Annotated in this window: 13 protein-coding genes; 9 read left to right on the top strand and 4 right to left on the bottom strand. The window is 39.1% G+C overall.

The window, feature by feature from the left end; all coding sequences use genetic code 11:
* Positions 1–2: 2 nt before the first annotated feature.
* From trpD to KO495_RS11535, 3 genes are read right to left on the bottom strand one after another with little or no spacing between them, the layout of a single operon-like run.
* Complete coding sequence (trpD, locus tag KO495_RS11545) at positions 3–1,052, bottom strand: anthranilate phosphoribosyltransferase (RefSeq protein WP_215980562.1); 1,050 nt, start codon at positions 1,050–1,052, stop codon at positions 3–5.
* Positions 1,039–1,698 carry an aminodeoxychorismate/anthranilate synthase component II gene (locus KO495_RS11540; protein WP_215980561.1) on the bottom strand — a complete coding sequence of 220 codons (660 nt, stop codon included), beginning with the start codon at positions 1,696–1,698 and terminating at the stop codon, positions 1,039–1,041. Before KO495_RS11540 ends, trpD begins: the two co-directional genes overlap by 14 nt.
* Positions 1,691–3,376 carry an anthranilate synthase component 1 gene (locus KO495_RS11535; RefSeq protein ID WP_215980560.1) on the bottom strand — a complete coding sequence of 562 codons (1,686 nt, stop codon included), beginning with the start codon at positions 3,374–3,376 and terminating at the stop codon, positions 1,691–1,693. The genes KO495_RS11540 and KO495_RS11535 overlap by 8 nt, the downstream gene beginning before the upstream one ends.
* Positions 3,377–3,745: 369 nt before the next feature.
* Between KO495_RS11535 and KO495_RS11530 the strand changes: the two genes are divergently transcribed.
* From KO495_RS11530 to KO495_RS11500, 7 genes are all read left to right on the top strand, one after another.
* Positions 3,746–4,651: a PHP domain-containing protein gene (locus KO495_RS11530; protein ID WP_215980559.1), complete on the top strand. Its 906-nt coding sequence runs from the start codon at positions 3,746–3,748 to the stop codon at positions 4,649–4,651.
* Between the two features lie 73 nt (positions 4,652–4,724).
* A complete protein-coding gene (locus tag KO495_RS11525; protein ID WP_215980558.1) occupies positions 4,725–5,345 on the top strand; it encodes an L-threonylcarbamoyladenylate synthase in 621 nt (206 codons plus the stop codon).
* Positions 5,346–5,465: 120 nt separating this feature from the next.
* The gene (gene rluB / locus KO495_RS11520) at positions 5,466–6,560 is read left to right on the top strand and encodes a 23S rRNA pseudouridine(2605) synthase RluB (RefSeq protein WP_252738925.1); all 1,095 of its coding nucleotides are present in this window, start codon (positions 5,466–5,468) and stop codon (positions 6,558–6,560) included.
* Positions 6,561–6,602: 42 nt separating this feature from the next.
* On the top strand, positions 6,603–7,745 hold the full coding sequence (gene rnd / locus KO495_RS11515) for a ribonuclease D (protein ID WP_215980557.1): 1,143 nt from the start codon (positions 6,603–6,605) through the stop codon (positions 7,743–7,745).
* Between the two features lie 239 nt (positions 7,746–7,984).
* Positions 7,985–8,281 carry a YcgL domain-containing protein gene (locus KO495_RS11510; protein ID WP_215980556.1) on the top strand — a complete coding sequence of 99 codons (297 nt, stop codon included), beginning with the start codon at positions 7,985–7,987 and terminating at the stop codon, positions 8,279–8,281.
* A gap of 2 nt (positions 8,282–8,283) precedes the next feature.
* Positions 8,284–9,339, top strand: coding sequence for a lytic murein transglycosylase (locus KO495_RS11505; RefSeq protein WP_215980555.1), 1,056 nt, complete (start codon positions 8,284–8,286; stop codon positions 9,337–9,339).
* A gap of 114 nt (positions 9,340–9,453) precedes the next feature.
* Positions 9,454–9,972, top strand: a complete 519-nt coding sequence (locus KO495_RS11500; RefSeq protein ID WP_215980554.1) for a YcgN family cysteine cluster protein — start codon at positions 9,454–9,456, stop codon at positions 9,970–9,972.
* A 16-nt stretch (positions 9,973–9,988) separates the two neighbouring features.
* On the opposite strand, the gene KO495_RS11495 is transcribed toward KO495_RS11500, so the two are convergent.
* Positions 9,989–11,059: an ABC transporter substrate-binding protein gene (locus tag KO495_RS11495; protein WP_289847625.1), complete on the bottom strand. Its 1,071-nt coding sequence runs from the start codon at positions 11,057–11,059 to the stop codon at positions 9,989–9,991.
* 301 nt (positions 11,060–11,360) lie between these two features.
* Between KO495_RS11495 and KO495_RS11490 the strand changes: the two genes are divergently transcribed.
* A complete protein-coding gene (locus KO495_RS11490; protein ID WP_215980552.1) occupies positions 11,361–12,701 on the top strand; it encodes a DEAD/DEAH box helicase in 1,341 nt (446 codons plus the stop codon).
* 10 nt (positions 12,702–12,711) lie between these two features.
* The gene (locus KO495_RS11485) at positions 12,712–13,362 is read left to right on the top strand and encodes a hypothetical protein (RefSeq protein ID WP_215980551.1); all 651 of its coding nucleotides are present in this window, start codon (positions 12,712–12,714) and stop codon (positions 13,360–13,362) included.
* Positions 13,363–13,375 lie beyond the last annotated feature (13 nt).

Below are 13,375 nucleotides of genomic sequence, written 5' to 3'. Positions count from 1 at the left end.
GCTTATTTCGCTCCCTCGGTCACTTGATATTGGGCTGAATTTGATAAGTTAACCATTGCCATTAATGTATTTAAACCTTGGCCTGACGCTAAAACATTGCTTGCTAATTGTGCTGCAGCAGCTAAAGAGTCGGCTTTATCGTGTAAGTAGAGTAAAGCGGCACAGTTGATAATTACCGCAGCATTATGGGCGGCTTCTCCTTGTCCCGATAAAATGGCTTTAATTGTTTGGGCGTTTTCTTGTGGACTGCCACCTTTGATATCTTCCAATGAGTATTGTGCTAAACCAAAATCATCAGGAGAAAAGCGGCGATGAATTAATTCACCTGCTTTTATTTCAATGGCTTGAGTCTCACCGTGTAAAGCTATTTCATCTAAACCACTACCATAAACAACAAAGGCACGTTTAACGCCGGTTAATAAAAGTGCTTGCGCGATAGGCTCTAATAACTCAGGCGTGTAAACACCAAGTAACATAATATCAGGCTTAGACGGGTTAACTAACGGTCCTAAAATATTAAATAAGGTACGAATTCCCATGCTTTTACGTACTGGCGCGGCATATTTAAAGCCAGAATGATAAGCGGGAGCATATAAAAAACATAAGTTGGTTTCGGTTAAACAGCTATTGGCTGTTTCAGGACTCATGTTTAGGTTTACACCAAACGCTTCAAGCAAGTCGGCAGAGCCAGACATACTTGAAACACTTCTATTACCGTGCTTTGCGACTTTAATACCACAGGCTGCAGCTAGAATAGCGGCGGTAGTTGAAATGTTAATAGTGTTAGCGCCATCACCACCAGTACCAACGCAGTCAGCTACGGTAATATTGCTATCACGGTTTGGAAAAGAAGTAGCAGCCTCTCTAATTGCCATTGCAGCGCCGGCAATTTCAGCAGGTACTTCACCTTTTATTTTTAGCGCTGTTAATACACTGGCCAGTAAGGCGGGGTCAATATTTCCTTGGAGAACTTGCTCAAAAAAAGCAGTGGTTTGTGCTTGCGTTAAATTTTGACCATCGACTAAAGCCGCAAGTAGGTTATGCTGAGCCATGAGCTACCTCGTTATTCGTTTTAGTTAAAAAGGGGCTGTTAAGCGTGCTTTGCAAAGCTAATAAATGTTCAATGCTTTGTGCTAAAAGCGTACTACCAAAGGTGGTAAGAATAGACTCAGGGTGAAACTGAAACGCTAACACGGCGTCATTTTCATTACTAATTGCCATACACATATCTTGATAGTGAGCAATAACATTTAAGCTGGTGGGGATTTCTTTACCAACCAGTGAATGGTAACGGGCAACCGGTAATGGGTTTTGAATACCTTTAAAAGCGCCACTTGCACTATGTTCAATATTTGAGGCTTTGCCATGAACAATTTCCTCAGCGCGATCAACTCTACCGCCGTAATGTTCGATTAGGGCTTGGTGACCTAAACAAATACCTAGCATGGGTATTTTACCTGCACATAAAGCAATAAGCGCCATTAAACAACCAGCGTTTTTAGGCTCTCCAGGGCCTGGAGATAACACTAACATTACGGGCTCACCGGTGTTTTTAGTATGTTCTAGCATTTTATGGTAAATGAAATCTGCGCTTAGGGTATTGCGATAAACGTTAAGCTCGAAACCTAAACAATGAAATTCATCAACTAAGTTATACGTGAACGAGTCAAGGTTATCGAGCATGAAAAGCTTAGTCATGAGCATGCTCCTTAGTAGGGGTCGTCGTGATATTTTTTGAGCTAGCAACACTTTCTTGGTTGGCTAACTTAATGGCGTTAAGTACCGCTTGTGCTTTTTGTCTGGTTTCATTCGCTTCGCTGATAGGGTCTGAGTCATAAACAACGCCAGCGCCAGCTTGTACTTGCGCCATATTATTTTTAACAAACGCAGAACGAATAACAATACAGGTATCCATTTCACCAGTGCCGGTAAGGTAACCTACAGCGCCGCCATAACTGCCGCGTCGTTTGCCTTCCACTTCGCGTATTAATGACGTGGCTTTAACTTTAGGTGCGCCAGATAATGTGCCCATATTCATACAGGCTTGGTATGCGTGCAATGCGTCAAGCTCTGTTTGCAAAGTACCACAAACACGTGACACCAAATGCATAACATGAGAATAACGGTCTACTTTTAATAAATCGGCAACATAGCGCGTACCAGGCTGCGATACTCGAGCAATGTCATTACGTGCTAAATCAACAAGCATAATGTGCTCAGCGGATTCTTTTTTATCTTGGCGTAGTTCTAATTCAATACGGCTATCTAAGTCTAAAGAGATATTGCCTTGGCTATCAAAGCCACGTGAACGTGTACCCGCAATTGGGTAAATTTCAACTTGTCGGTTGCTTGATTGGTACTTTATGGCCGACTCTGGCGATGCACCAAAAATACAAAAATCACTGTCTTTAAGGTAGAACATGTAAGGGCTTGGGTTACTTAACTTTAACGCTTGATAAGCGGTAATCGGGTTATAACAAGGTAAAGTAAAAGTGCGAGAGGGCACTACTTGAAAAATATCACCGGCGCGAATGTTTTCTTTGAGTTTTTCAACAATTTGACAATAAGCATCATCACTAATATCAACGGTTAACTCAGGTACTGTCGTGTTTTCATCAACAACTTGATTAATCAACACGTTCAGAGATTTTACTTGCTCTGTTGAAATATCATGGCTTAAGGCTGCCGTTATTTGTGCTAAACGGGTTTTAATTTGTTGTTCGCATTGCTGGTTTAAGTCGCTGCTGTTAGCTGACTCGCTATTTGACGGCTGTTGGCTAAAAATATTACCGATCACTTCTGTACTTTGTTTTTCATGATCTATAACCACTAACGTTTCGGCTAAATAATAAACAAAGTCTGGGCAAGTATTTTCGCCCTCGTTAACCTCTGGTAAGTCTTCAGCAATTGCCATTAAATCAAAAGCAAAAGCGCCACCAAGAAATACAGCGAAAGGGTGGCTTTGGGCAGTAATGCATTGATTAAAGAGGCGTAAACTGTGTAATGAGTTGACCGCGTTTAAGCGCTCTTTTTCATCTAACTCGTTAGGTACAGCGGCAAAGGTAACGGTTAACGTTTGTTTGTTATTTGATAAGTGATTCTTAAGAATTGCATCGCCATAAGCTTGTAATTGTTGCTCGGCAAAAGCAATGGCAACTTGACCGTTTAAAGAAAGTGCTGATAAGGTCACAGTATTACCATGACAAACTATTTTTACGGCGGCATCGGTTAATAATAAGCTCTTTAGTAAATGCTTTTTATCTATTTCAGCTGACTCGAGTAAAATATTATGATCTTTGTTGTGACATAATAATTGATAAACACTCAGTGGATCACTTTGATAGCGTGCGCTATCGGTAATGGTTTCTATATTCATGATATTTTTCTTCTAAATTATGTAAATTGGGGCGTTGTCATCCTGCATAAATTGGCAAAAGCCACCAAATAAACCATGTTTTTGTTTTGTTCATTGTTTTTCTCGTATTGTTATCGCTAATGCTAAAAAGTAAAAAACCCGCTAATAGGGCGGGTTTTTTGGTAATGTGTTTTATCTTATTTATAGATACACGCAATTATCACAACCCGTATTATGTTGAGTTATGCCACCACCACATTGTCATGTTAATTGCTGTTTTCATCTAAGAATAACCTTTTGCTTGTATCTTTATAATGCACTTATCAGTAAACTTATAGGTACTGCCTAGAATCATCTAGATAAGCTTTAATTCCTATAGAAGACAATATTATGGCGCTACTGTCAACCATTGATTTCCCACATTTGATCATTGAAACCCAAGGCTATGCGCATAAACGTATTGATTTACATAGCCACACTAATTGCTCAGATGGCGGATTGTCGCCACAGAGCTTAATAGATAGGGCACAGAACTATCAAATTGATGTGCTAGCGATTACCGATCACGATACGGTAGCTGCACTTGATATAGCTGATAATTATATTGCAGAAAAAAATGTTCCACTAAAACTCATTCACGGCATTGAAATATCTACCGCGTGGCAAGGGTTTGAAATTCACATTGTTGGTTTGAATATCGATAAAAGCAATAACGAACTCACACAATTAATTAGCGACCAACAAGCGGCTCGTGAGTTACGTGCGACCACTATGGGTGAAAAACTCGCAAAATGTGGCTTTCCTAACATTTACGATGATGCTAAAGCATTGGCAGGCAAAGGCTCTATTACTCGCGCGCACTTTGCTAAGGTGCTTTATCAGCAAGGCCATGTTAGTAATATGCAACAGGCATTTGACAAGTATATTGGTAAAAAAGGCTCTAAGGGACAGCGAGCTTACGTTAAACCTAACTGGTGTAGTATTGAAGAGGCGGTGCGTGTTATTCATGCCGCAGGCGGTACTGCGGTGATGGCGCATCCCATACGTTATGATTTATCGGCTAAGTGGCTCAGGCGCTTAATCGTTGATTTTACCCATGCCAATGGTGATGGCTTAGAGGTGGTTTTACCACAGATGTCACCTGAACAGCGAAAAAAAATGCTAGAATATTGTTTAGAATACAATTTATACGCATCGATGGGCTCTGATTTTCATTACCCAAGTAAGTGGAGTGATTTAGGGCGCAATTTAACTATGCCAGTGGGTGCTAAACCTATTTGGGCGCTATGGCATTAATGTTAATTTTACCGATAAATAATATGAAAGCAGTATTCGCGCTAATTATCATTAAAAAGAAAAGGAAACTATCATGAGTCAATTTTTTTATGTACATCCTGATAATCCGCAAGGGCGCTTAATGAAGCAAGCCGCAGAGATCATTAATCAGGGGGGCGTGGTGGTTTATCCTACCGATTCTGGCTATGCACTTGGCTGTCACTTAGGTGATAAAAAAGCACTAGAGCGACTTTGTCGTATTCGAGATATCGATAAAGAGCATAACTTTACTCTAGTCTGCAAAGACTTATCACAAATCTCAGAATATACGCGTGTTGATAATAGTGCTTTTAGGTTACTTAAAAACAATACCCCTGGAGCTTATACCTTTATTTTTAAAGGTAGCAAAGAAGTACCTAAGCGCTTGTTAAACCCAAAAAAGAAAACCATAGGTATTCGAGTTCCTAATAATACCATTGCACAAGCCTTGTTGAGTGAACTGGCAGAGCCTATAATGTCTACCAGTTTAATTATGCCAGGCCAAACTATGGCTGAGTTTGATCCTGAGCAAATACGAGATTTATTAGAACACAGTGTTGATTTAATTATTGATGGTGGTCATTTAGGTGAGCACCCAACTACAGTCATAGATTTTTCTAATGACGATATTGAAATTATTCGAGTTGGTGAAGGTGATCCGTCGCCGTTTGAATAACCTTATTCAACTATCGTATTGCGTTTTTCGCTCATTAAGGTGAGTGATTAGCAATACACCAATAAATGAGTCAGAAGTAAGCTTCAAGGGAGCCACTACTGACGTAATCGAGAAAATAGCATGGCTGTTGATAAGCAAAAAGCAAATAAAGATAACGCAAGTAAAAATAAAGCAGATAAAAACAACGCTGCTGATAACAAGTACGGCAAACGCGGCAGTGATAAAAACACTACCGCTAAAAAAGGTACTGTTAAAGGCGCGGCTAAAAAGTTAGTGGGAAAAAATGGCCAACAAGGTAAAAAAGTTGCGCCAAAGCCAGTTAAGGTAAATTTTCAAACGGCTTCAAACACCGATTCAGAAAAAATTCAAAAAGTCCTCGCTCGAGCCGGTAAAGGCTCACGTCGTGAATTAGAAACAATGATAACCGAAGGCCGTGTCAGTGTTGACGGTAAATCAGCGTTTCTAGGCGATCGTATCAAAGGTACAGAGCAAATAAGAATTGATGGTCACTTAGTAAAACTAACGGCACAAAGTGATGATATTTGTCGCGTACTTATTTACAACAAACCTGAAGGTGAAATGTGTACGCGTAAAGACCCTGAAGGTCGACCTACGGTTTTTGATCGTCTGCCACCATTAGAAACTGGGCGCTGGGTTGCGGTTGGCCGTTTAGATATTAACACCTCGGGTATGCTGTTATTTACTACCGATGGCGAATTGGCAAACCGTTTAATGCACCCATCTCAAAAAGTAGAGCGTGAATACGCGGTACGTGTGTTTGGTGAAATTAACGAAGCGATGTTACAAACCTTACGAACAGGTGTTACTTTAGATGATGGTCCTGCACGTTTTCAAAAAATCACCTACCGTGGTGGTGAAGGCCGTAATCACTGGTTTCATGTAGTGTTATCTGAAGGACGTAACCGCGAAGTACGTCGTTTATGGGAGAGCCAAGAAGTACAGGTTAGCCGATTAATTCGTGTCCGTTATGGCGACATGGAAATGCAACGTCAACTGCCTTTAGGTGGTTGGAAAGAACTTGGCTTAAAAGATGTAAACTATTATCGTAAGCTGGTTAACTTAACGCCTGAAACACAAAGTAAGGTAAAAGTTGACGAAAAAGCGATGGATAACGCTAAAAGTCGTCGTATTCGTCGCTCAGTTAAAAAGCATCAACAAAGACAAAGTCAAAGTACTCGTCGTCGCCATAAATAGCACTTTGTTAATTCTCATTATTACCATTAGAAATACTATTACATGCCTTATCAGTTAATTGAAAACCAACGCGAATTAAATGAATTATGTGAACAACTATCAGCGGCTCCATTGCTTGCTGTTGATACTGAGTTTGTTCGTACACGGACTTTGTACGCTAAGCTAGGACTGTTACAAGTATCTGATGGTAATGTGGTTGCTTTGATAGACCCGATCGCAATCGCCGATTTATCACCATTTTGGCAATTAATGCGTAATGAAAAAATAACTAAAGTGCTCCATGCTGGATCTGAAGATTTAGAAGTGTTTTTAACCTCAGGTAACTGTAAACCGGTTAACTTGATTGATAGCCAAATTATGATGTCATTTTTAGGACATGGTCTATCTATGGGCTATGCTGCTATGGTTAAACACTTCCTTGATCTTGAACTTGATAAATCAGAATCACGAACCGATTGGACCAAAAGACCCTTAACAGCAAAGCAGTTATCTTATGCTGGCGCTGATGTTGAGCACTTGTTTGCCTTATACCCCAAGTTATTGGCAGCGTTAACACAAGCGGGTTATGTAGAAATAGCCCAACAAGAAACGCAATCTTTAATTGATAAGAAATTCACGCCTATTGATGATAGCCAGCTTTATCTTAATATGAAAATGAACTGGCGTTTAAATACCAAACAACTTAATACCTTAAAGTTTCTTTGTCAGTGGCGCTATCAACAAGCCAAAAGTCGTGACTTACCGTTAGGTTTTGTGGTGAAAGACACAACGTTAATGGCCGTAGCACAAAGTAACCCTGATAGTTTGCAAGCGATGCAAAAAATTGAAGGGGCTGAAGTACTTGATGTACGCCATCAAGGTAAGGCTATGCTGGCTGTGTTAAAACAAGCCGAGCACAGTGACGTTAATTCATACCCCGAAAAAATAAAGCGTTTAGATGACTACCCCGGTTACAAACAAATTTTTAAGAAAGTTAAAACCTTTATTACCCAGCAAAGTGAATTACATCATATTCCGCTTGAGTGCTTAGCCTCTAAAAAGCAAATAAATCAGTTTTTAACATGGCATTTCAACCTAAACCGTGCTCAAGAGCTAGAGTCCACTGTGGAATTGCTTAGTGGCTGGCGTAAAGCGTTAGTGGGTGAAGCGCTGATTAACTTTGCGAATAACCAGTTTAACGTCTAGTAAGCGACAATTTTGCTAAATATCTTTTAAACCTGGTTCAGGTTAAATAATGTATGCGAAACATTCGTCGAAACACTCGAGCAACATAACAGTTAAATTACATATTCCACCTAATAAATTCACTCTGCTTAACGTAGACTCTATTAGGCTGAAATATATTTACGATAAGCACTGAACATAAACAGATGCTCGTGATATATTTATCTCGTTAACTTACTTATCCGATATAGGTCTCCATTATGCTATGTGCAATTTATAAAAGCCCCAAAAAAGATCAAACTTACCTTTATGTTAAGTCACGAGATGACTTCTCTAGTGTGCCAGAAGCGCTCATGATTACTTTTGGCACACCACACTTAGTTACCTTAACTAACTTGGCCACTAAGAAAAAATTAGCGTTGGCTGACTTAGAGAAAGTAAAAAGTAGCCTTAACGAGCAAGGATATTATTTGCAACTTCCACCACCGAAGGAAGATTTACTAAAAACACATAAAGCGCAAATGACAGCTCAAAATGAATTAAGCACTAAGGAATGATGATGCCATTTAACCTAACTAAAATAAAACAAGCTTTAACGGCACTCGTTTTAGCAACCAGCGCCATGTCGACTCAAGCGTTAGCTGAAAAAAAAGAGCTAACAGAAGAGGGCTTTGCACTTTATGTTACCGAACTAAAAAATGAAGCGATTAAGCAAGGCTTTAGTGAAGCATTAGTTAATAATAGTTTTGCCGATGTTAAGTTTCATAAGCGAGCGGTCAAGGCAGACCGAAGCCAGCCTGAAAAAGTAGAAACCCTAGATACATACTTACCAAAGCGCGTGCCGCAATGGAAAGTGGATAAAGCACGAACTTTGTATAAACAACATAAGGACTTGCTTAATGATGTTGCTGAAAAGTACAGTGTTCAGCCACGATTTATTGTTGCTTTATGGGGATTAGAAACAAATTTTGGTAGTTATACCGGCGGTTACAATGTTATTTCAGCGTTATCTACATTAGCGTATGAAGGGCGACGCGAAACCTTTTTTAAAAAGCAGCTTATGGCAGCATTAACAATACTTGATGAAGGACATATTAATATTGATAACATGAAAGGCTCTTGGGCTGGTGCTATGGGACAAAACCAATTTATGCCTACGTCATTTTTAAGTTACGCGGTTGATGGCGACGGTGACGGAAAGAAAGATATTTGGCAAAACCAAGCTGATATATTTGCGTCAATGGCCAATTACTTACAAAAAGAAGGTTGGAATGATGAGCTAACTTGGGGTCGACAAGTTAAATTGCCAGAAAACTTTGACACATCGTTAGCTATTCCTAGAAATACCGGTAGTCGTAAAAACTGGTTAAAAGCTTGGGGTGACAGTGAAAAAACCTTGAGTGAGTGGCAGGCATTAGGAATACGCCGTGTTGATGGTACTAACTTACCACATGTTGATATTAAAGCTGCATTGGTTTTTCCTGATGATGAAAATGGTCGAGTGTACTTAGCTTATGATAACTATAAGAGCTTAATGCATTGGAATTTATCATATTATTTTGTTAGCTCTGTTGGGCTTTTATCTGATCGTATCAAGTTCCCGCCCGTTCAGTAAACTGTTATAATAAAGGCATCCTGGAGCGATGCCTTTTTTTATGTCTGAATTTTATGTACTCAGATCAGTAGGCTCTCGTACTATCTTTTGTCGAATATAACTTGAACTAATATCATGACTAATACCCAAGCAGAGCAACCTTTTTGGCAGCAAAAATCATTAAAAGAAATGACCAAGAGTGAATGGGAGTCATTATGTGACGGCTGTGGAAAGTGCTGTTTAAACAAATTTATTGATGATGAAAGCGCTGAAGATGAAAACGAATTATTATCGACAGATCATATTAATGAAGGTGAGCAAGTATATTATTCAAACATTGCATGTCAGTTGCTTAATGAAAAGACTTGTCAGTGCTCTAAGTATGAAGCACGAACAGAATTAGTGCCTGAATGTATTCGGTTAACACCCAAAAATATTGAAGCTGTATTACTAATGCCACCCAGTTGTACTTATCGTCGATTGCAAGAAGGGCGAGATATTCCATCATGGCATCCACTGTTACATAAAGGTAAAAAATCTGCCATGCATAAAGCGGGCATGTCGGTACGCGGTAAAATTCTAAAAGATGATGAAGTGAGACTCGAAGATTATGAGAATCACATTGTGACTTGGCCGCTTGATGATATTGGCTAACTTATTTATAAATTAACTATGGCAATAATGCTCCAGGGCTAAAAGATAAATATATTTTTTGTAAGCCCTGGTGATTGCTATCACTAAATTTAATGTCTAAATATTTGTCTTTAAAGGAGTATTGCTCAAACTGCTTTATTAAGCATGCATGGCTTAATTCCTGTTCGCAGCGTTTTGCAACCTCGGAAAATACATGGGCATTTATATAACCTTCTAGCTGCACTCTATTTAATTTATTTACTCCCGCTTTTGTCATATCATTTTTAAACTTTTGACAGATAGTCCACTGACATTCACTTGGATCGGGGAAAACCTCCGTTATCATCACGCGGCTATTATATTTGAGCCGAGAGTATACTTCGTGACTGGCTATAAACGATAGGCTGGTAAACAGTACGTCAATTTTTTCTTGAGCGGCAGTGTTGATTAAGTGACTAAAGGGCTCGTAAGTACCAATAAAAATAACCGCATCAATAGGTTTTGTTTGTAGTTTTTTAATAACATGACTCATATCTCGTGTATTTCGCTGGTAACGAGCATTCACAACTGGCGTTATATTGTAGCGACTCAACTCTTTGTTTAAAGCTCGTTGAGCGGCTAAACCAAATTCGTCCGCTTGTATCACTAAGGCAATGTTTTTATAGCGCTTTTTATTGATTAAATAGTCTATTTGGGTTTGTGCTTCTTGTAGGTAACTTGCTCTTAAATTAAAAATGTTTTCTTTAATCGGGCGGCGTAAAAAGTCAGCACCAGTAAATGGCATCAGATAAGGGATTCCGGTTTTTTTTAAAATCGGTAAAATAGCATAGGATGTTGGTGTACCAACGTAACCAAATAAAGCAAATACTTGTTCTTGTTCTATGAAAGTTCTGGTGTTAATTACCGTTAATTTAGGCTCATAATTATCATTTAAGCTAAGTAACTCAACCTGTTTCCCATTAATACCGCCTTGTAAGTTGAGTTGTTCAAAATAGGTTTGAGAGCCAAGGTATAGCTCGGCTCCTAAGGATGCGACAGGGCCAGCTGTGGCATTAGACATGCCAAGCTTAACTTTAGTGTCGGCCAGCACCGTAGTACTAAAGCACATTATTATTGATAATATAATAGATGATTTGAACAACGTACTTCCTTTAACGACTCAACATAATCACGATAAAATATAATAAAAACTGTATATACATGTAATTAGGTAATCTAAGTGTATAAGCCTAGGCGAAACATGCAAGTGAATTATCATTAAAATCAGAATACTCATCATAAGTTGAATATATAGCGGTAATGTTCACGATAATGATGAGGATTATAAGACTAACGTTACTATTTATATTATAATCGCCGCCATATTAAGCTTCACTATTGTAGCTTTGATTTTTGAACTTAGGTGATTTATGAGTGTTGATGCAATTGGCTTGTCGGCTAATTTATTAAAAGCAGTAAAAGCATGTGGTTATAAAAATTTAACCCCGATACAGCAACAAGCTATTCCTGTTATTCGTCAAGGTGTTGATGTTTTAGCGAGCGCCCAAACGGGAACAGGCAAAACAGCCGCTTTTAGTTTGCCTATTCTAGATGAAATAGCTAAAGCCAATAATGCGGCAAATAGCGCAGCTGCTGAAAATGATAAAGTCGCGTCAGGGCAAGCTATTCGTGCGTTAATTTTAACGCCTACACGCGAACTTGCTAATCAAGTTGCCGAAAATGTTAAAACCTTTAGTCAGTTCCTTCCAATTAGAAGTGGCGTTATTTATGGCGGCGGCAGAATGGCCTCGCAAACTAACATGCTTAAGCAAGGGCTCGATGTATTAATTGCCACGCCAGGTCGTTTGTTAGAGCATTTAACATTACGTAATGTTGACTTATCACAAGTGAAATTTTTAGTACTCGATGAAGCCGATAGAATGCTCGATATGGGCTTTTTAACGGATATTGAAAAGCTAATGGTGGCAATTAAACATAAGCATCAAACATTAATGTTCTCTGCAACATTTTCTGAACGTGTAAAATCACTCGCTAACCAGTTATTAGTAACACCTAAAACAATTAGTGTTGCTAAACAAAATACCACTTCAGGTAAAATTAAGCAGGCCGTTTATTGGGTAAGTGAAGCAAGAAAACGTGAATTATTATCAGAACTTATTGGCGTGAACAATTGGCAGCAAGTATTAGTTTTTGCAGGAACTAAAGAAAGTGCTAACACCTTAGCTAAAGAGCTAAAGCTTGATGGCATTAAAGCGGCGTTGTGCCATGGTGATAAAACACAAGGTGCGCGTAATAAAGCATTAGAGCAGTTTAAAGAAGGTCAAGTGAGAGTATTGGTTGCAACTGATGTTGCTGCTCGCGGTTTAGATATTGATGATTTAGCTTATGTGGTTAATTTCCACCTACCATTTTTAGCCGAGGATTATGTGCACCGTGTTGGCCGTACAGGCCGAGCAGGTAAATCTGGTACCGCTATTTCGCTAGTTAGCCCTAAAGATGAACGCTTCTTAGAAAATATTGAGTTACTTATAGAGCGCAAGTTTGAACGTATTATTGTGCCTGGTTATGAGTTTAACCGCACAGAAGCTGATGAGTATCAGCAAGCAACGGTAAAAAAAGAGAGTAAAAATAGATACCGTGCTACTCAAGAAAAAAATCAAGGTATAGCGAAAAAAGAATTGAAGAAAAAAGGACAAGGTCGTGGAGCAAGTGCCACTAAATACAATAATAAAATAAAGAAAAAACGTTAAGTCTTCTACTATGATGCCAGTAATAACAGAAACCCCTTTTGATAAAAGACATTGTTGCTGGTTTTGTGGTGAGCCTAACTCAGGGGAGTTTACTTTCCCTGATGGAGAACGTTCTGCTTTTAATTGCCCGCACGTTTTATTATCGGTTCCTAGCTGTGATGAGTGTAATAAAATAGCCAAAAGCGCGGCGGTACACTCTATTTGGCAAGTTAATCATTTTGTTAAAAGTAGCCTAATGGTTAGGTACAATAAACACTTAGCCATCGGCATTAATTGGACGGAAGAAGAGTTAGCTACCAGTGAGTTTGAGCATGGGAATTTTGCAGGCTTTGCTCGTAGTGCTTGGTTTGTTTACGAAGTCGCCAGAGATAGAGTTAATTATCAAAGCTGGCCGCTAGTGATTGACGGAGTTGAATATTATGACAATGAGCCTACTTTAACGTTTACTTTTGATGATGTGGTTTACCCTTCTTTAGATGATGCGATTAAGCATTACGCAAAAACATTTTTCATTGATCGGCATTACTTCAGTGCGGTGCTATATAAATTATCAAAAGGTGATATTACACCGCGCTATTTTGCGCAAACGGTGCGTTTTTGTCGCTTACTTGTCAATGCTTCTGCAACTGAACGGCAAGTTGCTTTTAAGCAATTGAGTTAGTATTTAGCCTGAA

The organism is Colwellia sp. D2M02 (assembly GCF_018860755.1).
GTDB lineage: Bacteria > Pseudomonadota > Gammaproteobacteria > Enterobacterales > Alteromonadaceae > Colwellia > Colwellia asteriadis.
Note: the sequence above shows the minus strand (reverse complement) of the source record. Positions and strands in the feature narration are given on the sequence as shown.

What these genes read in the sequence shown, in the direction of transcription:
- KO495_RS11535 (WP_215980560.1), bottom strand. Translation starts at nt 3,376, where the DNA reads ATGAATATAGAAACCATTACCGATAGCGCACGCTATCAAAGTGATCCA.
- trpD (WP_215980562.1), bottom strand. Translation starts at nt 1,052, where the DNA reads ATGGCTCAGCATAACCTACTTGCGGCTTTAGTCGATGGTCAAAATTTA.
- KO495_RS11490 (WP_215980552.1), top strand. Translation starts at nt 11,361, where the DNA reads ATGAGTGTTGATGCAATTGGCTTGTCGGCTAATTTATTAAAAGCAGTA.
- KO495_RS11525 (WP_215980558.1), top strand. Translation starts at nt 4,725, where the DNA reads ATGAGTCAATTTTTTTATGTACATCCTGATAATCCGCAAGGGCGCTTA.
- rnd (WP_215980557.1), top strand. Translation starts at nt 6,603, where the DNA reads ATGCCTTATCAGTTAATTGAAAACCAACGCGAATTAAATGAATTATGT.
- rluB (WP_252738925.1), top strand. Translation starts at nt 5,466, where the DNA reads ATGGCTGTTGATAAGCAAAAAGCAAATAAAGATAACGCAAGTAAAAAT.
- KO495_RS11510 (WP_215980556.1), top strand. Translation starts at nt 7,985, where the DNA reads ATGCTATGTGCAATTTATAAAAGCCCCAAAAAAGATCAAACTTACCTT.
- KO495_RS11485 (WP_215980551.1), top strand. Translation starts at nt 12,712, where the DNA reads ATGATGCCAGTAATAACAGAAACCCCTTTTGATAAAAGACATTGTTGC.
- KO495_RS11495 (WP_289847625.1), bottom strand. Translation starts at nt 11,059, where the DNA reads ATGTGCTTTAGTACTACGGTGCTGGCCGACACTAAAGTTAAGCTTGGC.
- KO495_RS11540 (WP_215980561.1), bottom strand. Translation starts at nt 1,698, where the DNA reads ATGACTAAGCTTTTCATGCTCGATAACCTTGACTCGTTCACGTATAAC.
- KO495_RS11530 (WP_215980559.1), top strand. Translation starts at nt 3,746, where the DNA reads ATGGCGCTACTGTCAACCATTGATTTCCCACATTTGATCATTGAAACC.
- KO495_RS11505 (WP_215980555.1), top strand. Translation starts at nt 8,284, where the DNA reads ATGCCATTTAACCTAACTAAAATAAAACAAGCTTTAACGGCACTCGTT.
- KO495_RS11500 (WP_215980554.1), top strand. Translation starts at nt 9,454, where the DNA reads ATGACTAATACCCAAGCAGAGCAACCTTTTTGGCAGCAAAAATCATTA.